19 protein-coding genes and 1 pseudogene are annotated in these 21525 nt (G+C 60.0%); 7 read left to right on the top strand and 13 right to left on the bottom strand.

The features are described 5' to 3' along the window. From AC1DV9_RS23830 to AC1DV9_RS23820, 3 genes and pseudogenes are all read right to left on the bottom strand, one after another. Positions 1-1424 (bottom strand): annotated as a pseudogene (locus tag AC1DV9_RS23830) (hypothetical protein); the annotation flags it as partial. Positions 1425-2159: 735 nt separating this feature from the next. Beyond that, entirely contained in the window at positions 2160-2297 is a 138-nt protein-coding gene (locus AC1DV9_RS23825) for a hypothetical protein (RefSeq protein ID WP_199628999.1), read from the bottom strand. Between the two features lie 137 nt (positions 2298-2434). Continuing rightward, on the bottom strand, positions 2435-4114 hold the full coding sequence (locus AC1DV9_RS23820; RefSeq protein WP_477950270.1) for a sulfatase-like hydrolase/transferase: 1680 nt from the start codon (positions 4112-4114) through the stop codon (positions 2435-2437). Positions 4115-4378: 264 nt separating this feature from the next. Here AC1DV9_RS23820 and AC1DV9_RS23815 point away from each other — a divergent pair, with 264 nt between their 5' ends. Together AC1DV9_RS23815 and AC1DV9_RS23810 are read left to right on the top strand one after the other, a co-directional pair. After that, entirely contained in the window at positions 4379-4576 is a 198-nt protein-coding gene (locus tag AC1DV9_RS23815) for a CrpP-related protein (RefSeq protein ID WP_112385546.1), read from the top strand. Positions 4577-4753: 177 nt separating this feature from the next. Beyond that, complete coding sequence (locus tag AC1DV9_RS23810) at positions 4754-5281, top strand: hypothetical protein (protein WP_112385547.1); 528 nt, start codon at positions 4754-4756, stop codon at positions 5279-5281. 5 nt (positions 5282-5286) lie between these two features. Here AC1DV9_RS23810 and AC1DV9_RS23805 read toward each other — a convergent pair whose 3' ends face one another. Further along, positions 5287-5976 carry a hypothetical protein gene (locus AC1DV9_RS23805; protein WP_477950269.1) on the bottom strand — a complete coding sequence of 230 codons (690 nt, stop codon included), beginning with the start codon at positions 5974-5976 and terminating at the stop codon, positions 5287-5289. A gap of 167 nt (positions 5977-6143) precedes the next feature. Between AC1DV9_RS23805 and AC1DV9_RS23800 the strand changes: the two genes are divergently transcribed. Further along, positions 6144-6701, top strand: a complete 558-nt coding sequence (locus AC1DV9_RS23800) for a fused DSP-PTPase phosphatase/NAD kinase-like protein (protein ID WP_477950268.1) — start codon at positions 6144-6146, stop codon at positions 6699-6701. A 60-nt stretch (positions 6702-6761) separates the two neighbouring features. Next, complete coding sequence (locus tag AC1DV9_RS23795; protein WP_477950267.1) at positions 6762-7268, top strand: MgtC/SapB family protein; 507 nt, start codon at positions 6762-6764, stop codon at positions 7266-7268. A 49-nt stretch (positions 7269-7317) separates the two neighbouring features. Here AC1DV9_RS23795 and AC1DV9_RS23790 read toward each other — a convergent pair whose 3' ends face one another. Beyond that, a complete protein-coding gene (locus AC1DV9_RS23790; protein WP_477940682.1) occupies positions 7318-7482 on the bottom strand; it encodes a hypothetical protein in 165 nt (54 codons plus the stop codon). 61 nt (positions 7483-7543) lie between these two features. Beyond that, positions 7544-7780 (bottom strand): hypothetical protein, encoded by a 237-nt coding sequence (locus AC1DV9_RS23785; RefSeq protein ID WP_477950266.1) that lies wholly within the window; start codon positions 7778-7780, stop codon positions 7544-7546. Positions 7781-8179: 399 nt separating this feature from the next. Here AC1DV9_RS23785 and AC1DV9_RS23780 point away from each other — a divergent pair, with 399 nt between their 5' ends. After that, complete coding sequence (locus AC1DV9_RS23780; RefSeq protein ID WP_477950265.1) at positions 8180-9277, top strand: DUF475 domain-containing protein; 1098 nt, start codon at positions 8180-8182, stop codon at positions 9275-9277. 101 nt (positions 9278-9378) lie between these two features. Here AC1DV9_RS23780 and AC1DV9_RS23775 read toward each other — a convergent pair whose 3' ends face one another. From AC1DV9_RS23775 to AC1DV9_RS23750, 6 genes are all read right to left on the bottom strand, one after another. Beyond that, positions 9379-9546 (bottom strand): hypothetical protein, encoded by a 168-nt coding sequence (locus AC1DV9_RS23775; RefSeq protein ID WP_310297006.1) that lies wholly within the window; start codon positions 9544-9546, stop codon positions 9379-9381. Positions 9547-9724: 178 nt separating this feature from the next. Continuing rightward, entirely contained in the window at positions 9725-11554 is a 1830-nt protein-coding gene (locus tag AC1DV9_RS23770; RefSeq protein ID WP_477950264.1) for a methyl-accepting chemotaxis protein, read from the bottom strand. Positions 11555-11827: 273 nt separating this feature from the next. Next, positions 11828-13345, bottom strand: coding sequence for a tripartite tricarboxylate transporter permease (locus AC1DV9_RS23765; RefSeq protein ID WP_112516787.1), 1518 nt, complete (start codon positions 13343-13345; stop codon positions 11828-11830). A gap of 12 nt (positions 13346-13357) precedes the next feature. Then, a complete protein-coding gene (locus AC1DV9_RS23760; protein ID WP_112516788.1) occupies positions 13358-13849 on the bottom strand; it encodes a tripartite tricarboxylate transporter TctB family protein in 492 nt (163 codons plus the stop codon). Continuing rightward, entirely contained in the window at positions 13846-14790 is a 945-nt protein-coding gene (locus tag AC1DV9_RS23755) for a Bug family tripartite tricarboxylate transporter substrate binding protein (RefSeq protein ID WP_310296998.1), read from the bottom strand. Before AC1DV9_RS23755 ends, AC1DV9_RS23760 begins: the two co-directional genes overlap by 4 nt. A 314-nt stretch (positions 14791-15104) precedes the next feature. Further along, the gene (locus tag AC1DV9_RS23750; RefSeq protein WP_477950263.1) at positions 15105-17033 is read right to left on the bottom strand and encodes a methyl-accepting chemotaxis protein; all 1929 of its coding nucleotides are present in this window, start codon (positions 17031-17033) and stop codon (positions 15105-15107) included. A gap of 418 nt (positions 17034-17451) precedes the next feature. On the opposite strand from AC1DV9_RS23750, the gene AC1DV9_RS23745 reads away from it, so the two are divergent. Next, positions 17452-18483: an acetylxylan esterase gene (locus tag AC1DV9_RS23745; protein WP_477950262.1), complete on the top strand. Its 1032-nt coding sequence runs from the start codon at positions 17452-17454 to the stop codon at positions 18481-18483. On the opposite strand, the gene AC1DV9_RS23740 is transcribed toward AC1DV9_RS23745, so the two are convergent. Continuing rightward, a complete protein-coding gene (locus AC1DV9_RS23740) occupies positions 18398-19462 on the bottom strand; it encodes an ABC transporter substrate-binding protein (RefSeq protein WP_310296991.1) in 1065 nt (354 codons plus the stop codon). The genes AC1DV9_RS23745 and AC1DV9_RS23740 overlap by 86 nt on opposite strands. A 134-nt stretch (positions 19463-19596) precedes the next feature. Between AC1DV9_RS23740 and AC1DV9_RS23735 the strand changes: the two genes are divergently transcribed. After that, positions 19597-21462 carry an adenylate/guanylate cyclase domain-containing protein gene (locus AC1DV9_RS23735; RefSeq protein WP_112385559.1) on the top strand — a complete coding sequence of 622 codons (1866 nt, stop codon included), beginning with the start codon at positions 19597-19599 and terminating at the stop codon, positions 21460-21462. Positions 21463-21525: the final 63 nt, after the last annotated feature.

Here is a 21525-nt window from a genome sequence, read left to right as displayed (position 1 = left end):
GCTGCCGTCAGAGCACCCATCTGATCGTCGGTGAACTTGCCAAGCTGGCCAGCCGTGAAGGCGGTAACCTGCTTCGGCGTCATCACCTTGATCTGGTCGGCGCTGAGCTTGCCGATCTGGCTGTCGCTGAGGACAGCGATCGCTTCGTTCTTCAGGCTCGGGAGAGCCTTCGTGGTCAGGCCCGCAACCGCATCATCGGTCAGCTTGGTGACATTCGTGGCACTGAAGCCAGCAACCTGCGCAGCCGTCAGCAGAGCGCTCTGGCCTGCGGTGATACCCGCAACCTGATCTGCAGTCATCGCCGTGATCTGCGTGGCCTTGAGGCCAGCAACAGCAGCGTTGCTGAGCTTGCCGATCTGACCGGCGGTCAGGCCACCAATCTGGTCGTTGGTGAGCGCCCCGACCTGGGCAGCCGACAATGCGCCGATCTGATCATCGGTGAATTTGGCAAGCTGGCCAGACGTGAAGGCGGTGATCTGCTTGGTCGTGACCTGCTTGAGCTGGTCCGTGCTGAGCTTGCCGACCTGGCTTTCGCTGAGGACGGCGATTGCTTCGCTCTTCAGGCCAGGGATCGCCTTGGCGGCCAGGCCCGCAACTGCATCGTCGGTCAGCTTGGTGATGTTCGTGGCACTGAAGCCCGCAACTTGCGCGGCGCTCAGCAGAGCGCTCTGGCCTGCGGTGATACCGGCAACCTGATCGGCGGTCATCGCGGTGATCTGCGTTGCCTTCAGGCCGGCTACAGCGGCGTTGCTGAGCTTGCCGATCTGACCGGCGGTCAGGCCACCGATCTGGTCGTTGGTGAGCGAGCCGACCTGGGCTGCCGACAATGCACCGATCTGATCATCGGTGAACTTGGCAAGCTGGCCAGACGTGAAGGCAGTGATCTGCTTGGTCGTGACCTGCTTGAGCTGGTCGGCGCTGAGCTTGCCGATCTGGTCATCGCTGAGCACGGCGATGGCTTCGTTCTTCAGGCCGCCGATTGCCTTTGCGCCGATGGCGCCGACTTCGTCAGCCGAAAACTTTTTGATGTCGTCAGCGCTGATCGAGCCGATCTGCGTCGCGTTCAGGCCCTTGATCTGGTCGGCTGTAAGGCCTTCGATCTGATCCGGGGTAAGAGCAGCAATCTGCGTGGCGCTGAACGCCGCGATCTGGGCGTTTCCGAGAGCACCGATCTTCGTGGCATCGAGTGCAGCGAGCAGTTCCGGCTTCAGGCCTGCGATAGCGGTCGTCGAAATCGCGCCGAGCTGTGTGGAATCGAGCGCTTCGATATCTTCGGCCTCAAGGGCAGATATCTGGTCTTTGTTGAAAATCTTGAGCTGATCTGCGGAAAGCGTTGCGACATCCTCAGCCGAGAACGCCTTGATGGTCTTTGCAGACAGAGCTTTGATCTGGGTATTAGAAAGAGAGGAAACGATCGAGGTCATGAAATTGCCCTTGCACTGGCGTTAGCGGTGACGGTGTCTTTCGTCTCGCATCCCGGTAGCAAAAGCTGGCGCGCTCCAAGCCATAGCCGGAGGGTTCGCGCCGTGCACACTGCATGGCCGAGACGCATAGACAAAATATTTCGGAAGACATCGCTCGAGGGAGCTAATGTTTAGGACAAGGCATCATGCGCACGGTGCTTAAAGCAACCGTTTCCTAAACCTCGACATTCGACAGGACCAAACCCGAACATCGTTGAGCCTAGACGAAGGGATTCGTCATTGACCGAGGGAAGAATTATGCTGGAAGCACTAATTATAAGTTAATGTACCATTATTGCCGTTAAGTTATGTGTCGTTTCGAGATACAAGAAAGCGGAAAATCACCCTTTATTCACGGCGCGGTCCCAGAACAGACAGATCGCTGCCGGCAGCAGCTACGAATCAAAACCAGGCAAGACCTTATTCTGCGGGGATTGCTGATGATCTCGGAGAAAAACGCACCGCGCTTACCCGCGAAGCAGCAAATGACTTGAATAACAGCCATTTCAACTATCCGCGGAAGTCTATCGCGCTGTTTGTGAAGGCGCGCCCAAGACGCGTTTGCAGTGCCGCCAGCGACACTGAAGAATTGTGCCCGATGCCAGCACAATAAAAACCCACCCCGCAGGGCAGCGTATCATTTACGCCACCACCCTGCATAAAGGCTTGCCCCCAAGCCTGCCCTTTACGCCCAACTCACTTCGTAAGCGATGCGTCTTCGGTTATCGTCGTTGCTGCGGTTTGCAGGTACGGGGTCTCAGGAATGGATGCGATGAAGAACATCGTAAACGCATAGACTGAGAACAGCGTCAGAGCCGCGGTCAATCGAATCATGCACTATCTCCTTATTCACAAGGAGGAGTGTGCGCCACTCTGTGCTTTTCCCAAACAGTTTTCTGAACGGCAGATGAACAAAAACTTGTTATGGGCAATTTTAACGATATTTTTACAACATTAGAGATGAAGAAAACTCACCGCAAAACCAGCATTCCGGCGTTCGCCCGCATGCTGAGATGGGCATCGACAAGGCTTCTTTCCGGGCAGGTATGATACCGCCCGCCACATGTCTTACGCAGCGATTGCAGGTCCCGGATCAATGGCGACGACGGCAATTGCGCTGCTTCTGCAAGCGCTGACGACAAAAAGCCGATATCGAGCGGCCGCGCGAACGGCGCCATATCAACGGGCGTGCCGAAGCCGTGAATGCTGACGAAGGTGCGGTAGGCGATCGAGCGGAAGTCGGAGAGCATGGGCTCACCCGCAAGTGATTCTTCGACGAACGGGCGGGTCGCTTCGGATTGGTGATCGCCATATTCCATCACCACAGTGCCGCGGCTGCCCGGGGAGACGCGCAGGCTATCGATGAACGATGCAACTTCCTTGCGGGCGGCAATGACGCGCCGAACATATTCGTTCGCCTTGGCATCGTCGGAATACTTCGCCTCGGCGACCAGGGAAGACGGCACGATCGGCTTGTCGTAGGGACCATGCGTCATCATCGTCTGGATCGCGATCAGCAGCGGCCGGTCGTCCTTCGCGCGCTCCTCGGTGATGATCTTCCGGGCAAAATCGAAATACGGCCGGTCATCCTCCGCTTCGGCTTTGGTGCCGATCGCCTTCATGTCATAAATATCCTGGAAGCCGATCGACGTCAGGAAGGGTCCTTCGTTGACGAAGTTGTATTCCATCGGCATGACGGTCACGGTGCGGTACCCGCATTTGGCGAGCGTCTCCGGAAAGCTGCCCTTGATCTTGCCGGCCATCAGCTGCGTCACATAGGATGACTGCCAGCCGAAATCCGTCGCCGACAGCCCGGTCATCACAGCGAAGTTGGTAACCCAGGTGCCGCCGCCATAAGTCTCGACATAAAGCGGACGAACAACGCCGTCCTGCGAGCGGAACGACGCCAGCGTTTCTGCCGGGGCGTTGATTTGCGGAAAGTTCGCGAGGTCCGTCTGGCTTTCGCTGAGCACCAGAACGACGTCAGGGCGCTTCATGCCGCAATCCACAGAGGCATCCATCGCCCGCATCTCGGCTGCTTCAACGTGACTGGATAGCTCAATCCTGCCGAATGGATAGCGGATGTCAGCGAGCGAGATGAAGAAGGACGATGCGTTGTAGCCGGCAATGTAGGGCAGGTAGGCCGGCTGATCGGCGACGGCAGGCGGAAAGGTCAGATAGGTCAAGGGCAGAACCGCCGCCAGACCAGCCGCCCGCCACCTGACCTTCAGCCGCAGAGGACTGTCGAAAGCAAAGATCAGGACAAGGCATACGATGACCGCGAGAAGGATGCAGATCGCCGAGATCAGAATGCCCGTGTAGTTTGACGCGAGGAAGCTCACCGCGGATTTGTCGGCGCCGGTGAAGATCAGATCATAGTAGTGAAGCGCAAAACCTTTGAGGTCGTATTTGACCAGCGAAGCCAGCGCGATCAGCACAACGACCGAACCCGCCGCATAGAGCGAGAATGCATATCGCCGCGAGACCAGAAACAGGGCCGCAGCAATGACCAGCGTGATCGAGAACGTGTAAGGCATGAAGCGCCAGCGCGTGTCGAGATAGCGGACCAATGCGAAGAAGAGCGCCGCCGCAATCAGCAGGCAAACCGGATGCAGGACAAGCCGGACGGCTTTCGCAAATATACCGCGCATCGAAACCCCTCATATAAGCACTGTCGGATTTATAATTGCGGTACGCGCGTGTATCCATTCGATTGTCGCGTTAGGGTTAAATTCGGGAATGAAATAGCTGCCAGAAGTAGCACTGATCCGCTCGCGCGTGCGCATTTCGCGTCAAGAGACCGTCCTGATTAATCCTGTGAATAATGGGGATGACGCTGGCATTTCTGGACATTAGCAAATGGAAATGTTTCCTTAACCCTGTCGGCTGAGGGGCCGGCGGTTGAGGGCGCGCATATGGAAATCGAAGAGCTGCTGAACATGCAGGAGCGTGGCATTCGTGACCGCATCCTGGGCTACAGGCTGAGCGACAACCCTATGTCACACCCGGAATTCATGCCCATTTGGGACGCTGCGGCCCTTGAAGTCTGGTATGCGCGTTATGAGGCGTGGCGTTTCGGCTGGTCGATGGAAGACGCCAACCGGCGGCACTGAGAAGATAAAGAGGGCGGCTGCCGCCAAGGCGCCCCCGCTTCCTGGAACGGGCCGCGATCCCCTGTAGCGGCCCGTTTCACTTTTTGGGGCGCTTCAGGGTTGCGCGCGGCAAAATTCCGACACACAACCATGCCAGTCACAAAGTCTGACCAGCAGCATGACAGGACCCCTGAACTCATGAGACGACTGATTATTGCCGCAGCAGCACTGTCTGCAGCGACCCTTTCTTCTTCAGCCTACGCCCAAACCCAGAATTTCCCGAGCGCCGGTGTGACGACCCTTGCCGGACGATGCTCCAAGCTTGTCGTCGGCAAGCTCGATGTGTCCAAACCCTGCAAGAACGAGCTGGCCGCCGTGGCGCTGCCGAATGGCGATGTCACCTTCATCTTCACGGCGCAGGGCAAGATGCTGGGCTTCCAGGGCGACGGCAAGGCGATCAAGCCGGCCTCCAACGGAAATGCGCGGATCCCGTTGACCATGGTGACGACGGGCGTCGGCCAGAAGATGACGGGTGAGGTCAAGGTTGCAGGCAGCTGCACATTCGGCAATCCCTATGGCGGCAAGCCGGTTGCCATTGAATGCACGGCCGAGAGCAAGGACAGCACCTTCGCTGCAACCTTCCAGACCAACGGCAAGACACCCGTGCAGCCGGCACCTGCCGCGGCACCCGCAACGCCGCAGCCAAAGCCTGCCAAGCAGAAGTGATCAGATCAGGCGCACCAGGCGCCGTTTGCGCCTGGCCTGCGCGCCAGCCCCTCGGTGGTCAGCTGGGCGCCGAAGGAACGTCCGTCCCGTGAGATGACCCTTGGAGCGCCGCCATTGGCGCCCTTGCCGGCCGCGTTCATGGCGAACGGCCCAGCGTTCAAAAGCTTGAAAAGCCGCGATTTGGCAGCAAAGCCGAGGCGCCGCTCGTTTTCGCAGCGCGCCGCCGAAACATCCGGAAGAACGGCATCGGCAACGACGATCTTCTCGCCCTTGTACCAGAAGACGCCGCCGTCGCCGACGCAATTGACGTGTTCGCCCTGCCCACAATAGCCGAAGGTGGCGCTGCCGCTCAGCACGTCTGCGGGCGATGCCTTGACTGGCTGAGCCGCCGGCACCGGAATGGTTGCCGGTGGCAAGGGACGCTGCGGCTGCACCGTCGTCACCGCCATCTGTTTCGGCTCAGGCTTTGCGGCAGGCGCCTTCGGCGCATCCGGGCGGATCGCCGCCGTGATCATCGAAGCGTCAGGAGCCTTTGCCAGCATCGGCTTGACGCTCTTCCAATTGTCGTAGGTGGCAATACCACCGACGGCGAGAAGACCGATCACCGCCCATGGCATGATGCCGCCGCCGCGGCTCGCGCCCCTGCCCCGTCCCGAAGGTTTGCGGCTGCGGCCGCGCGTCGCTGTCTTCGCCATAGATCCGAATCCCGTGAGGCCCGGATTATTGGACGGCAATCCTTTCCGAAAGGTTGGCGCCGGGAGCCCGTGGCTTCCACTACACATTTTTTCCGGGTAGGGTGGCGCCCGTCACATCGAGCCCCCATTTTGGTGGTTGGACGGACGCCAGATCGATCGGTGTAAGTATGCGTTATTTTCGTTTTATCGCTTGGCCAGCTTCTGTGGCACTCGGATTGGCAGCCCTGATCGGCGCCCATGCGGCGCTCGGACAGGCAACCGGCAATTTTCACGAGGTCATCGCAGGCGAGCTTTACCGGTCGGCACAGCCAAGCGGCGAAGACATCCAGGCATACGCGTCGCGCTATCACATCCGCACGATCCTCAATCTTCGCAACGAAAAGCGCACCGGCTGGTACCGCGATGAATCGGCAGCCGCTGCAGACAGCGGCATCACGCTGATCGATTTTCCGATGTCGTCATCCAAAGAACTGCCGATCGAGGAGGCGCAGAAGCTCGCCAAGATCATGGCAGATGCGCCCAAGCCGCTTCTCATTCACTGCGAACACGGCGCCAACCGGACAGGCCTCGCCTCGGCGATCTATGTCGGCGCGGTCAAGAAGATGAGCGAATCTGCCGCTGAGTTCCAGCTCAGCCCCTACTACGGAAACTTCGCCATCAAGGGCCTCAGCCGCTACGCGATGTACAGCTCCTGGGACAAATACGAAGAAACGATCGGCTTCTGACGCGAACAAAGCGGCGGCGGTTGCGTTAGTCAGCGAATTCACCGCTGGAGAACCGCTTCCATGGACCTCGTCCTCGCCGATATGTTTCCGGAATCCCGCATCCACTACCCCGTCATCTTCGCCCGCCTTTTCGGTGCCATCCTCCTCGGCGGCCTGATCGGCTTCGAACGTGAAGCCGGCGATCATCCGGCAGGCTTTCGCACGCATATTCTCGTCAGCCTTGCGGCCGCGCTCTTCGCGATCATCTCGATCGAGGCTGTGCACATGCCGGGCTTTACCGATGATCCGCAGGTTCGCATCGACCCCTTGCGCGTCATCGAGGCGGTCACGGCAGGTGTTGCCTTCCTGGCTGCCGGGATGATCGTCTTCTCCCGGGGCCGGGTCAAAGGCCTGAAGACGGGTGCCGGCATGTGGCTTTCGGGCGGAATCGGCCTTGCAACCGGTTTCGGCTATTGGCCGATCGCGGTCTTTGCGACGGTTGCCGCCGTCTGCGTGCTCTACGCCTTCGGGAAGATCGAAAAGAAACTTGGAAGTGATCAGGGTTCAAAGAGCAACGGCGAGCAATAAGAACGCAAAAACGCCCGGCGATACCGGGCGTCTGATCGTCTTCCATGAATTATCGCGCGTTTACGGATTCGGAACGCGAGGGTTTCGACCCTGCAAATGCTGCGTTCCAGCTCTTGGATTCACGCTTGCCGTCCTTCTCCGAGGCTGTGCGGACTGCCTGCCATTCTTCTTCGTGCTTGAGCGAAATGTCCTGCGGCACAAGATTTGTCTTCATTCGTGTCTCACCTGTCGTTCTTGAAAACTGTTCGCGAAGTCGCAAATTCCGGTAGCCCGGCCTATTTGTCTTTGGCCTTTGCGGCGTCGGCTGCGATCTCGGGACCGCCGCGCGACAGATCGCTGCCGCTCATATGGGCGGGCACATGAACGTCGTGCCTCGGGGATTGCGGCAGTGTCAGATCGACCTGATGCGGCGGCAGAACCTGCGCCTTTTGCATCCGGTTCGGCTTCGCCCGCTTCATACGGTCAGCAGCCTCGGTTCGGTTGTCGGGGGAGTGGGTCGAAGTCTGCATCATCGGCCTCCTTTTTGATCGCGCCCGCGATCATCCTGATCGCTCAACCTCATCCAAACGGGCGAGCCTGGGGATGGTTCCAAAGAAAGTCAGGCTGCAATCATCCGGCCCCTCTTGACTGCCTGCATAAGTTGATTACCTAAGCGTTTGTCCGTCGTCGCAGAGATGTGCGTGGTTGCCCCCCATGCGGAAACATCGGCGACGGATAAACACTGGTGCCGGGCCCCTCTGGCGAGAGTTTTTACGGCGCTCTCGTGATGTCGGTACCGCCTGCAAAGAGCCGGCGGATTTTCAATCGATGAAAAAGCTCCCCATGCCTTTCGCGCATGCCCGTTCTGGCATGCCGCGTTCTTCCACCACACCCACGTTCAAAAACGATGTCCGCGCCAAAGAGGTGCGGCCATGAGCCAGTCTCCCAGTCAAACTTCGACCCTCGGATATTTCCGCTGGTCCTTCATCGTCACGGCAGTCGGTCTGGCGCTCGGCGCGATTCTCGGCTGGCAATCGACAGGCACGATCGGCGGCATGGCGACCGTCTTCTTCATCTGTGCGGTGCTTGCCGTGCTGGAGATTTCGCTTTCTTTCGACAACGCCATCGTCAATGCCAACAAGCTGAAAGAAATGACGCCGGTCTGGCAGCACCGCTTCCTGACCTGGGGCATCATCATCGCCGTCTTCGGCATGCGCATCGTCTTCCCGCTGGCAATCGTCGTCATCGCAGCCGGTATCGGCCCGATCGACGCGATCATCCTCGCGGCTCGCGAACCGGCCGAATATGCCCGCATCATGAATGACGCCCACCTGCCGATCGCAGCCTTCGGCGGTACATTCCTGATGATGGTCGGCCTCTCCTACTTCTTCAATCACGAGAAGGACATCCACTGGATTTCCTCCCTCGAGCGGATGATGTCGCGCGGCGCGGCGATCAAGGGCATCGAGATCGCCGTCGTTCTCCTGCTCATCCTGCTCTTCTCGTCGCTTCTGGAAGGCGAGGAAGCCACCACCTTCGTCTATAGCGCCATCTACGGCCTCGTGACCTTCCTGGCTGTCGAAGTCATCGGCGGCCTGCTGGATGCCTCGCAGCGGGCGATGAGCGAAGCGGCCCGCGGTGGTCTCGGCGCCTTCATCTATCTGGAAGTGCTGGATGCCAGCTTCTCGTTCGACGGCGTCATCGGCGCTTTCGCGTTGACGCAGAACCTCTTCATCATCGCGATCGGCCTCGGCATCGGCGCCATGTATGTGCGCTCGATGACGATCATGCTCGTCGAAAAGGGCACGCTGACGGAATACCGCTATCTGGAACACGGCGCGTTCTACGCGATCCTGATCCTGGCGGTGATCATGTACGTGCAGACGCTGTATCACATCCCTGAGGTCATTACCGGCCTTGGCGGCGCCACGCTGATCGGCATCTCGCTCTGGTCCTCGATCCGCCATAACCGGCGCGAGGCCCTGGAGGCACCGGCCCACAGCCATGGCGCGGAACGCGTCGAGGCCTAGTAAACAGGACCGCGGCGGGGCGAGCCGCAGTCATCAAGACAAAAATAAAGCCCGCGACCAACCGGTTGCGGGCTATTTTCATGCGTTGATTTCAGCGGCTGTTAGCGGCGGATGTGATCGAACACATCGGCATCGATACCGAGCACCTTGAGGTGGCGGCCCTGCGGACGGCGGCCTGCATCGACTGCGGCGCTGACTGCATTTGCGGCACCGATAACGGCGAAGGCACGGCCGAGGAAACCTTCACGAATGGACTTCACGTAAGACATTGTCTTTCTCGCTTTAGCTTCATTATTGACTACTCACATATGATGCAGCGCAGCATCTACCACAAGTCGCGTAAATTCAGCGCTGCCATGCAAAAACGCCTGAGCAGGAGGCAAAACGCAAAAGCCCGGCCTTGTCAGGGCCGGGCTCGCTTCATCTTTAAGCTGTCCTATGAGCGCCTCAGGCGGCGCGGGCGCGCCCAGGCATATAGCCTTGCTGGACGCCTGATTGCCCAAGCTTGAAGCGGGCGATCAGATCGCGAAGGCGGCCGCTTTCATGCGCCAGCGTGGCACCGGCCGCACTCGTTTCCTCGACCATCGCTGCATTCTGCTGCGTGACCTGATCCATCTGGTTGACCGCGGTATTCACTTCCGTGAGGCCAAGCGATTGCTCGCGGGTCGATGTCGCGATCGCTTCCATGTGCTGGTTGATGGTGACGACATAGTCACCGATCGCCGTCAGCGCATTGCCCGTTTCGCGAACCAGACGCACACCTGCTTCGACTTCGCCGGTCGACGCGCTGATCAGCGCCTTGATCTCACGCGCGGCCTGCGCCGAACGCTGCGCCAGTTCACGCACTTCCTGCGCGACAACGGCAAAGCCCTTGCCGGCCTCGCCCGCACGCGCCGCTTCGACACCGGCGTTCAGGGCTAGAAGGTTGGTCTGGAAGGCGATATCGTCGATGACGCCGATGATGTTGGAGATCTGGCTCGAAGACTGTTCGATCCGCTCCATGGCATGGACCGCATCCGACACGACGGCGCCGGATTTGGACGCGCTCTGATTTGCCTGAACCGCAACCGCCCTCGCCTCATCCACACGCTTGGACGAATTGGCAACGTTGGTGGTGATCTCGTCGAGAGCCGCCGCCGTCTCTTCGAGCGACGAAGCCTGACGCTCCGTGCGCTGCGACAGGTCATTGGCGCTTTGGCTGATCTCGCGGCTGCCGCTGTCGATCGACGAGGCGCTGGAGGATACGGAACGCAGCACATCGGCAAGCTGCGTGATCGAGGCGTTGAAGTCCTGACGCAGAGCTTCGAAATCCGGAGCGAAAGGCTGGTCCAGCTGGAACGAAAGATCGCCCGCCGCCAGATGCTTGAGACCGTTTCCGAGGCCGGAGGTCGCCTGGCGCATCTGCTCGGCCTTCACGCGATCGCTTTCGGCCGCGCGAAGACGCTGCTCTTCCGTCATATGGCGCTGCTGCTCGCCTTCGCGTTCGAGGCGCTTGTTGGCAAGCGCGTTGGTGCGGAACACCTCGACGGCCGACGCCATGTCGCCGATTTCGTCCGAGCGTCCCGAGAACGGGATGGGCGCCTCGTCATTGCCACCCGCGAGAACCTTCATCGAAGTCGTAATGGCTTCGATCGGCCGGGCAATGCCGGTAATCGCGAAGATAACGGCCGCAATCAGAATGGCAGCGCATCCAGCGATCAGCGCGAAGGTCATGAACAGTGTCGACTGGAAGAGGCTGGCGCCTTCCAGGTGGATTTTTTCCGAGCTCGCGGTGTTGAAGTCGAGCAGGTCGTTCAGGTATCCAGCGGCCTTGGCCATCCTAGCCTGCATATCGCCCGAAAGCAGTGCCTTCGCTTCGCCATCCTTGCCGGCTGCCGAAAGCGCCACCATCTGCTGCGCGGCCTGCTTGTAGTCGGCAACACCACCGTCGATCGCCTTGATCAGTTCCGCGCCCTTCGCGGTGCTGATCAGCGGGCGATACTTGTCGATCTGCTTGGCCAGCGCGTCGCTGCGCTCGGCGATCAGCGCATCGGCCGCTTTCATTTCCTCAGGCGTGCTTGCAAGAATGTGCGTCGAATAGGCATTGTCGAGACGGTAGAAAGCGCTCTCGATGCTCTTGCCGGTCGCGATTTTCGGGATCCAGTTGGAAGCGATCACCTCGGTCTGGCCATTCAGCGTACTCATGCCGCTGATCGACATCCAGGCAAGCAATCCGAACATGAGGGCGATAACAGCGAATATCGCTGACAATAGCATTTTGATGCGGGGGCGTTTCATCTCGGTATCCTGAAAATTTAAAGTCGCAAGTATTCGATTTGAGCAATATGGGAAGACGAAGCCGTGCCGCGTCAAATCCAATACAATTGTCTCTAGATACGCACCGACGGATTAAAGCTGCATTAACCCAACAAAACACTTTTCATCTATTAATTGTAGAAACAACGAGCGCGGGAATTTCTTCAATGATCCGCATTTCTGTCTCATCAAACGGAAAAACCGGCCCGCTTTCACGGGCCGGCTCACAGGTAGGGGTTGGATGCCGTCTTTTTGTTAGTCTTCGTTTGCGGCGAGCTGGGAAAGGACCTGCCCCCGTCCGCGCAAGCGAAGGATTAGCGGAATGATGAATGCCGCAGCAGCGACAAGCAGCAGGCCGGCTGCGATCGGCGACATGACGAGGGTCGTCAGGTCGCCCTGGCTGATTGCCAAGGCACGGCGCAGCTGCTGCTCGGCAAGCGGCCCGAGGATCAGGCCGACGACGACAGGCGCGATCGGATAGCCGAACAGGCGCATGACGTAGCCGAGGATACCGAACGCCAAAAGCATGCCGAGCTCGAACACCGACGGGTTGGCGCCGATCGTACCGAGCGTCGCAAACAGCAGGATGCCCGCATAGAGCCACGGCTTCGGGATCGTCAGCAGACGCACCCAGAGACCGATTAGCGGCAGGTTGAGAACCAGCAGCATGGCATTGGCGAGCAACAGGCTGGCGATCAGGCCCCAGACGAGCTGCGGATTGGTGGCAAACAGCAGCGGACCCGGCTGCAGACCATACTGCTGGAAACCGGCGAGCATGATCGCGGCGGTCGCAGACGTCGGCAGGCCGAGCGTCAGCAGCGGCACCAGCGTACCGGCAGCCGAAGCGTTATTGGCGGCCTCAGGACCGGCAACGCCCTCGATGGCGCCCTTTCCGAACTCTTCCGGGTTCTTGGAAAGGCGCTTTTCGGTCGCGTAGGACAGGAAGGTGCCGATTTCAGCGCCGCCGGCCGGCATCGCGCCGATCGGGAAGCCGATCACGGTTCCGCGTAGCCAGGCCTTCCAGGAACGGCTCCAATCTTCAGCCGTCATCCAGAGCGAGCCCTTCACGGCCTCGACCTTGTCGGCCACCTTGTCACCCTGAGCGGCGATATAGAGCGTTTCGCCGATGGCAAACATGGCGACAGCAAGCGTCGTCACTTCGATGCCGTCGAGAAGATCCGGGATGCCGAAGGAGAGACGCGCCTGGCCGGTCTGCTGGTCGATGCCGACCATGGCGAGCGCAAAGCCGATAAACAGCGATGTCAGACCGCGCAGCGCGGAATCACCGAAAGCCGAGGAAACGGTGACGAAGGCGAGGATCATCAGCGCGAAATATTCCCGCGGACCGAAGACCAGCGCCAGCTTGACGATGTAGGGCGCGATGAAGGCGAGGCCGAGCGTGGCGATCAGGCCGGCGACGAAGGAGCCGATGGCAGCTGTGGCAAGTGCCGGACCGCCGCGTCCGGCGCGGGCCATCTTGTTGCCCTCGAGCGCGGTGACGATCGACGAGCTTTCGCCCGGCGTGTTGAGAAGGATCGAGGTCGTCGAGCCGCCATACATGCCGCCGTAATAGATGCCGGCAAACATGATCAGCGAGCCGCCCGGATCGAGCTTGTAGGTGGCGGGAAGCAGCAACGCGACGGTCAGCGCCGGGCCGATGCCCGGGAGGACGCCGACGGCGGTGCCGAGCATGACGCCGATAAAGGCGAAGAGCAGGTTCATCGGCTGAAATGCGACAGCCAGGCCCTGCAGAAGGAATTCGAAAGTGCTCATGGGGGCTGCACCTTAGAAGAACAGATGTTCAAGCCAGCCGGCAGGCAGCGTCAGCTGCAGCAGCTTGGCGAAGATCACCCATACGATGAAACTCAGGACGATGCCGACCGGGATCGATATCCACAGCTGGCGCTTGCCGAAACCGCGCGCGGTCAGGGCGAAGAGCAGGCCTGTCGCGATCGAGAACCCTGCGATGCGCAGAAAGATCATCTGACAGGCAAGGCCGGCAATCACCCAGAGCACGGGTGGTACTTCCTGCTTTTCGCGCTCGGGAAATTCACCGCGCCAGGCTTCGGCAACGGTCCAGAGACCGAGAGCCGCCAGGCCGAAGGCGACGAATTCCGGCACGGTCGACGGACCGATACGATCATACTGCGCGATGGCGCTGAGATGCGAGGCATCCCAGAACATGATACCTGCAATGGCGAAAAGAAAGACGGCAATAGCCAGCGCCGCCCAATCAGGGCGGCGCTTCGTTGCCGAGGGGGTGTTGCCCTCAATCATTTTACCAGTCCGATATCTTTGAGGATGCTTTCGGTCGAAGCGACGTCCTTGTCGAGCTGAGCCTTGAAGTCATCGCCCGAGAGGTAGGTGTCTGCCCAACCCTTGGTCTTCAGCACTTCCTGCCAGGCAGCAGACTTGTGCAGCTTTTCGACGTCAGCCGAGATCGCCTTGACTTCTTCGTCCGTCAGACCAGGAGCCGCGGCAACCATGCGCCAGTTCTGAATGGTCACATCGGTACCGGCTTCCTTCAGCGTCGGTGCATCGATGCCGTCGAGGCGGGCATCGCTCGAAACCGCGAGCAGGCGCAGCGTGCCAGCCTTAACCTGCGATTCGAATTCGCTGTAGCTGGAAATACCGGCGGTGACCTGGCCACCGAGAATAGCAGCAAGCGCTTCGCCGCCACCCGAGAAGGCAACGTAGTTGACCTTAGTCGGATCGACGCCTGATGCCTTGGCGATCAGGCCAGCCGTGATGTGGTCGGTACCACCGGCAGAACCACCGCCCCAGGACACAGCGCCGGGATCGGCCTTCAGCTTGGTGACGAGATCAGCAAGCGTCTTGATGTCGGAAGCTGCAGGAACGACGACGGCTTCGTATTCGCCGGTCAGACGGGCGATCGGCGTAACGTCCTTGAGGGTCACGGCAGACTTGTTGGTCAGTAGCGCGCCGACCATGACATAGCCGCCGACGATCAGGGCGTTCGGGTTACCGGCGCTCTGATTGGCGAACTGCGCGAGGCCGATGGCGCCGCCAGCGCCCGGAACGTTCTGCACCTGAACGTTGCCGGAAATGCCTTCCTGCTGCAGCACGGTCTGCAGCGAACGGGCCGTCTGGTCCCAGCCGCCGCCCGGTGCTGCCGGAGCGATGATGGTGTAATCGGCCGCAGCGGCCGGCAGCGCGATGGCGGCTGCGAAGAGAGTGGCAATAAATGTATGTTTCAAGACGTGTCCTCCTTGAGCGCGGATAGATGCCGCGTCATTGCTGTCAGGGATCGGGGAACACGCCACTGGCGAACGAGCGATCGATCGCGCGTGAACGGCAAGTCCTCCCGAAACTTCCTCCGCCTCCACGGAGAAGAAGTGTCCGAACGCACCACAAGAAGCTGTCATTTAGCTGACACCGGCCACACATCCAGAGGCTGATGACACTTTTTTGCCGCAATTTCGCTCGGCATCGCCGGAAACGAAAGCGGCCGGCCCGCATTTACGCGGACCGGCCGTAAGGTCATCCTGTGCTGAAAATCTGCCTTTGCGACTTAAAATTCAGACCACTCCTGCTGCACGGCGGCGTTGCCGTGGCTGCGATAGACAGGCGCCGGTGCCCGGGGAGCACTACGAGCCATCGCGGAAGCGGTGCGGCGCAAGGCTTCCACGTCCGAAGACGAGGCATGATGGCTTTCGCCCGACAGCTTGAAATTGGCGATCAGGTCGCGAAGGCGGACGGCTTCGGTGGCGAGTGTCGCGCTGGCCGCATTGGTTTCCTCGACCATCGCGGCGTTCTGCTGGGTCACCTGGTCCATCTGGTTGACGGCACTGTTGACTTCGCTCAGTCCGGTGGACTGCTCACGCGAGGACGTCGCGATCGCATCCATGTGCTGGTTGATCGAGACGATCAGGTTCTCGATCGTCTTCAACGCATCGCCGGTTTCGCGAACCAGCTGAACTCCGCCCTGCACTTCGACCGAAGAATTGCGAATCAGGTCCTTGATCTGCTTGGCAGCTTCGGCCGAGCGCTGGGCGAGCTCGCGCACTTCCTGTGCAACGACCGCAAAACCCTTGCCGGCTTCACCGGCACGCGCCGCCTCGACACCGGCATTCAGAGCCAGAAGGTTGGTCTGGAAGGCAATCTCGTCGATGACGCCGATAATGCTGGAGATCTGGTTGGAAGACTGCTCGATCTTCTGCATGGCGTTGACGGCGTTGGAAACCACCTGGCCGGATCGTGCCGCACTCTCGTTCGCCTGGATAGCGACCTGGCGAGCCTCATCTGCGCGCTTGGAGGAGTTCGAGACATTGACCGTGATTTCGTCGAGTGCCGCAGCGGTTTCTTCGAGCGAGGCGGCCTGCTGTTCGGTGCGCTTCGACAGATCGTCGGCACCGCTGCCGATTTCCCGGGTGCCGGTGTCGATCGCACCGGCAGACGAGGCGATGGACTTCATCGTGTTGCCGAGCTGCATGACGGCATCGTTCAGATCCTGACGTAGCGGCTCGAAATCAGGCGCGAAGGCGTCGTTGAGCTGGAAGCTCAGATCGCCGGCGGCCAGCCGCTTGAGCCCGGAAGCCAGACCGGCAGTCGCCTCGACCAGGCGTGTCTGTGCGGCGGCTTCGGCTTCGCGGGTCAGGCGGGCGCGGTCAGCCTCGGCCTGCACGCGGCTTGCTTCCGCATCGCTCTGCAGCTTGATGTTCTCGATCGCCGCCTGACGGAAAATCTCGACGGCCTTTGCCATCTCGCCGATCTCATCGCCGCGATGGGCATCAGCAATCGTCAGATGCGTGTCGCCATTGGCAAGCGAACGCATCGCGCCGGTGATACGGCCGATGGCGTTGGCGATACCGGCAATGCCGAAATAGGCCGCGCCGCAGACTAGCAGCGCGCTGACGCCGAGAATGACGCTGAGCAGCAGAAGCGTGCGGCTGAACTCCGAACGGTTTTCGGCAGCGGCGCTGGCGGCCAAGGCCTGATTGGACTTCACCACCTTGTCGACGCTTGCCGCCAGTTCGTCGGCGATCGGGCCGAGATCCTTGTCGAAGGCATCGATTGCCTTCTGCTTTTCGCCGGCCTTAACGAGAGCGATCAGGTTGTCGCCAGCCGCAACATATTTCGAGGACGTATCGTCGATCGAGGTGAAGGCCTCACGCTCGGCGTCGGTATTGACCTGATCCTTGAAGTCGGCGACGGCCTTCAGGAGAGCCGCCTGCTTGGTCTTGATCTTCTTCACGAAGCCATCGGCACCACCTTCCGTACGGCCCATGACGTAATCGCCATATGAACCACGCAGCGAGTAACGTGCGAGCTGGATGTCGTTTGCCTTGGACACGCCGGGCAGATAGCTGGTCGCAAAATCGTCGGCGTTCTCGTTGAACGTGCTCAGGCTGCGCAGCGAAATATAGCCCGTCAGGGCAAACAGGATGGCGATCAGCGAGAATATGCCGATCATCGATGCTTTGACGTTGGGACGCTTCATGAAAAGAACCTCTGAAAAGGGAAACCGGGCATCCGCGATGCATGGCTCCTGGCAGTGTGGTGAGAATTGGCTTGCAGCATCATGCCGCCCGCACGGCCGTTCGGGACGACGCCGCGCCTGTCGTTTCATAGTGAGAATAACCACCGGTTTTCGATTAATTTTCGCTAAATGCCGACTAGAAAATTTAACAATGAAAACAACGAAATTTGTAAAAAGAGATGTAAAGAACAGCATTTTCGGATGATTTCAGATGAACTAAGTTTTTCTTACTTCATGAGTAAAATTTTCTTCTGCAGAAACAGCATCAACATTTCATATTTCGAATATTCTCAAGTAGTGTCGAGGCAACGGAAAGAAGCCTCGCTGCCACAACGAAACCACGCTTGCGCCGCCGCCGCTTTCGGGAAAAGAATGTCGCATGACCATCCCGCGCGCCCACCCGTTTCATTTCGACCCAACCTATGGCGCCACTTTGCCGGCGCTGGAATCGATCCGTCCGCCGGCAGCGCCGGATGGTTTCGATGCGTTCTGGAATGCGCGATACGCAAAGGCGATCAACGCCGATCCCAAACCCTCGCTCTCCCGCAGCGAGCTGCAGCATGCGGACTGGAATGTCCTCGATATCTCCTATGCATCGACGGACGGAGTCGCGATCGGCGGCTGGCTGCTGCTGCCGAAGCGAAGTGCAATCAAGCGCGGCCTGGTGGTTAGCCATGGCTACGGCGGACGCGATCAGCCGGAATTCGACGTGCCTGTGGAAGAGACCGCCGTCCTGTTCTTCTGCGCCCGCGGCATGTCGCGAAGCGTTCACCCGCCGATCCCTTCAGAGGCCAGCGGCCATGTGCTTCATGGCATCGACAGCCGCGACAGCTATGTGATCGGCGGCTGCGTCGAGGATATCTGGCTGGCCGTCTCGGCCCTTATCGAACTCTATCCTTGGCTGGAAGGCCGCATCGGCTATTCGGGTGTCAGTTTCGGCGGCGGGCTGGGTGCCCTGGCGATCCCGTTCGACACTCGGATCGACCGCGGCTTTCTCGCCGTTCCGACCTTCGGGAATCGCCCGCTCTGGCTGCGGTTGCCGACGGTTGGCAGCGCTGATTCCGTGCAGCAATATCAGCGCAAGCACGGCAGTGTGCTTGAAACGCTGCGCTTCTTCGATGCGGCAACGGCTGCAACACGCATCAAGGTGCCGATGCTTGTCGCCGCAGCGCGTTTCGATCCCGCCGTCGCGCCACCCTGCCAGTTCTCGGTTGCCAATGCCTTGGCGGGATCCAAGGAGATCTTCGTTCTCGATGCCGGTCACTTCGACTATGACGGTGCCGCCGAACAGAACGAAGAGCTGCGCGCCAAGGTCGCCCTATTCTTCACTGCCGGCGCAGAACCTCGTTCCAATGCGCAATCAGCCGCGCCCGCTTCACCTGATCGAGATAGACCATCAATCCCGGACTGACAGGAACCGGCTTCAGCTGGGCGCCAAGCAGTTCCTGCATCGTATTGGCGGTATTGTCGCCGGCAACTTCTGGACTGACGGCCGGGATTTGCAGTTCGCGCGCCATGATCGTCTGCCCCTGCTTCGACATGAAGAAGGACAGATATTGCCGCCCAAGTTCCGGATCGGCAGCGGCCTGCGGCACAAGACCGATGCGCGACATGACGACCGTATAGTCCTTCGGCAGCACGATGCCGACATCGGGATGCCGTGCCGCCCAATCGGCGGCGTAGGAGCCGAGGATATTGTACCCGAGCACGAAGCGGCCGTCAGCGACACGCTCCAGGATAGCCGAGCTTGTGGAATAGAGCTTGACCCCCGCCGCGCCCATCGCCCCGATCACCGACCATATATCGCCGAACTGCTCCTGATCGCGCGCCATGAACAGGAAGCCGACGCCGGAGCGCTCGATGTCATAGGTACCGATCCGGCCATAGACGCTATTTCCCTTGCGCTTCAGGTAATCGACGAACTCGGCCCGCGAGGATGGCACCGGCTCATGTACGAAACTCGGCTTGTGATAGACGAAGACGGCGGGCTCGAAGGTCAGCGCATAGGCGGTGTTACGCCAGTTCGCCCATTTCGGCCACTGCCCGCTCATCGGCAGGTTGCTCACCTGCGCATAGCCATCGTTCGACAGCTTTACCTGCAGGTCCATGGCGGACGAGAAGGCAAAGTCGGCAGTCTTCTTGCCGGCATCGGTCTCCCGCACGATTCGATCGTAGATCTCCCCCGTCAGCATGTCCTCATAGCGGATCGCCACATCGGGATTGGCATCCTGGAAGCCTGTGATCATCGGCTTGGCCAAAGGCTCGTCGAGTGACGAATAGACGGTCAGCACCCGCGCATCTGCCTTGCCGGATTTCGACGGGTAGAAGGTCTGGTTGCCATAGGCAAAGCCCGGACAGAGCATCAGTAAAAGTATGAAAAGTCTCCTCATCCGCAAAGGATTGCATGCGTCGAAAGGAGGAGCAAGCGTGAGCCTCGCCGCAGCTCAAGCAAAATTGCCTGCCTACCGCGACAAAAACTATAAAAGAAGTTAAGCTAAATTAGACCGTTTTCATGGAGGGGATATTGGAACGACGGCTGAGCGCAATTCTCGCTGCCGACGTCGTGGGCTACAGCCGTCTGATGGGGGTCGATGAATCCGGAACTCTTCAGGCGCTCAATCGTCACCGCTGTGAACTGATCGATGTCAGGATCTCCGACTACAAGGGCCGGACTTTCAAGCTGACAGGCGACGGAATGCTTGTCGAGTTCCAGAGCGTTGTGAATGCCGTTGCCTGCGCCGTCGAGATCCAGCGAAACATGGCGGCCCGCAATGAGGGCGTGCCGAAGGAACAGCGCATTGAGTTCCGCATCGGCATCAACCTTGGCGACGTCGTTCTCCAGGACGGCGATGTCTTCGGCGATGGTGTCAACGTCGCGGCCAGGCTGGAAAAGCTTGCGCAGCCAGGTGGCATCTGCGTGTCGAGCTCCGTCCGCGACCAGGTCGGCACGCGCCTTAATGTCGGCTTCGACCTGCAGGGCGAGCATGCACTGAAGAACATCAAGCAGCCGGTGCAGGTCTACACCATCGATATCAACAAGGGTGCCGGCAGCAGCCGTGCGGCAACCCAGCGCCGCAACACCTGCTTTATCGCCGTTCTGCCCTTCACCAACATGAGCGGAGATGCCGATCAGGACTATTTCTCCGACGGCATTACCGAGGACATCATCACCGACCTCTCGAAGGTATCGAGCCTGCATGTCGTGTCGCGCCACACCGTCTTCACCTACAAGGGGACGTCGGTCCGCATCAAGCAGCTCGCTCAGGAGCTCGGCGTCCGCTACGTGCTGGAGGGAAGCGTGCGGATGGCAGGCAACCGCGTGCGCATCTCCAGCCACCTTATCGACACCAGCAACGGCGACCACCTCTGGGCCGACCGTTATGATCGCAATCTGACCGATATCTTCGCCATCCAGGACGAGATCGCCAATTCGATCGTCGGCCAGCTGAAGATCCGGCTGCTGCCTGAAGAAAAGAAGGCGATCGCCGAAGAGCCAACCGCCAATGTGGAGGCCTATACCTATTACCTGCGCGGCCGGCAGCTCTCCCACACCTGGACGAAATCATACCTGCTGCTTGCCCGCCGCATGTTCGAAAAGGCTGTCGAGCTCGACCCGGACTATGGCCGGGCCTATGCCGGCATTGCCGATTGCGATGCGGCGATCCGCGATTGGGATCCGGGGAAGGTCTCGGTGCAGCAGATCCTGACGGCGAGCGCCCGGGCACTCGAGCTCAACCCTGACCTTGCCGAAGCCCATGCCTCACGCGGCCTTGCGCTGCACCAGAACGGTCAGCGGGAACAGGCAATCGAAGCTTTCGAGCGAGCCTTGAGCCTGGATCCGAACCTCTATGAGGCGAACTTCCACTATGCCCGCTTCTTCTTCATGCACGGCGACTATGCCAATGCCGCGCATTATTTCACCCGCGCCGCCCATATCCGGACCGACGACTACGTATCGCCGATCCACCTGATGAGCGTCTACCGGTCGATGGGGCGTCCGGCCGATACTGAGAACTGGGCGAAGCTCGGCATTCTCCGGGCCGAACGCGCCGTCAGCCTCAATCCGGAAAATTCCGGCCCGTCGCATCGCGGTGCGCTCGCGCTCGCCCATCTCGGCGACAGGGCTCGCGCACGCAACTGGGCAGCGCGCGCGATTGCCATCGATCCGAACGATATCGTCGCGCAATACAATCTCGCTTGCGTCTATTCCGTCCTTGGCGATACCGACGAGGCACTCGCGCTGCTGGAAAAGCTGCTGCCGCGCAGTTCGGTCTATCACATCATGTGGTTCGAGAACGATTCCGACCTCGACAACATCCGCTCGGACCCGCGGTTTCACCGGCTGCTGGACGCTGCCCGCAAGGAGCAGGAGGCTGCACGTACAGCGTGAGAATGAGCACGGCCGATGATGACAGCGGCGCACCCGCCCTGTAATCTTGTTTTCCAACAAGGA

The sequence above is a fragment of the Rhizobium sp. 01L410 genome, assembly GCF_056400165.1.
The sequence above is the reverse complement of the archived record's forward strand: the minus strand, read 5'-3'. Positions and strand labels throughout refer to the sequence as shown.

What these genes read in the sequence shown, in the direction of transcription:
- AC1DV9_RS23820 (WP_477950270.1), bottom strand. Translation starts at nt 4,114, where the DNA reads ATGCGCGGTATATTTGCGAAAGCCGTCCGGCTTGTCCTGCATCCGGTT.
- AC1DV9_RS23825 (WP_199628999.1), bottom strand. Translation starts at nt 2,297, where the DNA reads ATGATTCGATTGACCGCGGCTCTGACGCTGTTCTCAGTCTATGCGTTT.
- AC1DV9_RS23810 (WP_112385547.1), top strand. Translation starts at nt 4,754, where the DNA reads ATGAGACGACTGATTATTGCCGCAGCAGCACTGTCTGCAGCGACCCTT.
- AC1DV9_RS23780 (WP_477950265.1), top strand. Translation starts at nt 8,180, where the DNA reads ATGAGCCAGTCTCCCAGTCAAACTTCGACCCTCGGATATTTCCGCTGG.
- AC1DV9_RS23800 (WP_477950268.1), top strand. Translation starts at nt 6,144, where the DNA reads ATGCGTTATTTTCGTTTTATCGCTTGGCCAGCTTCTGTGGCACTCGGA.
- AC1DV9_RS23805 (WP_477950269.1), bottom strand. Translation starts at nt 5,976, where the DNA reads ATGGCGAAGACAGCGACGCGCGGCCGCAGCCGCAAACCTTCGGGACGG.
- AC1DV9_RS23760 (WP_112516788.1), bottom strand. Translation starts at nt 13,849, where the DNA reads ATGATTGAGGGCAACACCCCCTCGGCAACGAAGCGCCGCCCTGATTGG.
- AC1DV9_RS23795 (WP_477950267.1), top strand. Translation starts at nt 6,762, where the DNA reads ATGGACCTCGTCCTCGCCGATATGTTTCCGGAATCCCGCATCCACTAC.
- AC1DV9_RS23740 (WP_310296991.1), bottom strand. Translation starts at nt 19,462, where the DNA reads ATGAGGAGACTTTTCATACTTTTACTGATGCTCTGTCCGGGCTTTGCC.
- AC1DV9_RS23815 (WP_112385546.1), top strand. Translation starts at nt 4,379, where the DNA reads ATGGAAATCGAAGAGCTGCTGAACATGCAGGAGCGTGGCATTCGTGAC.
- AC1DV9_RS23775 (WP_310297006.1), bottom strand. Translation starts at nt 9,546, where the DNA reads ATGTCTTACGTGAAGTCCATTCGTGAAGGTTTCCTCGGCCGTGCCTTC.
- AC1DV9_RS23745 (WP_477950262.1), top strand. Translation starts at nt 17,452, where the DNA reads ATGACCATCCCGCGCGCCCACCCGTTTCATTTCGACCCAACCTATGGC.
- AC1DV9_RS23785 (WP_477950266.1), bottom strand. Translation starts at nt 7,780, where the DNA reads ATGATGCAGACTTCGACCCACTCCCCCGACAACCGAACCGAGGCTGCT.
- AC1DV9_RS23750 (WP_477950263.1), bottom strand. Translation starts at nt 17,033, where the DNA reads ATGAAGCGTCCCAACGTCAAAGCATCGATGATCGGCATATTCTCGCTG.
- AC1DV9_RS23765 (WP_112516787.1), bottom strand. Translation starts at nt 13,345, where the DNA reads ATGAGCACTTTCGAATTCCTTCTGCAGGGCCTGGCTGTCGCATTTCAG.
- AC1DV9_RS23770 (WP_477950264.1), bottom strand. Translation starts at nt 11,554, where the DNA reads ATGAAACGCCCCCGCATCAAAATGCTATTGTCAGCGATATTCGCTGTT.
- AC1DV9_RS23790 (WP_477940682.1), bottom strand. Translation starts at nt 7,482, where the DNA reads ATGAAGACAAATCTTGTGCCGCAGGACATTTCGCTCAAGCACGAAGAA.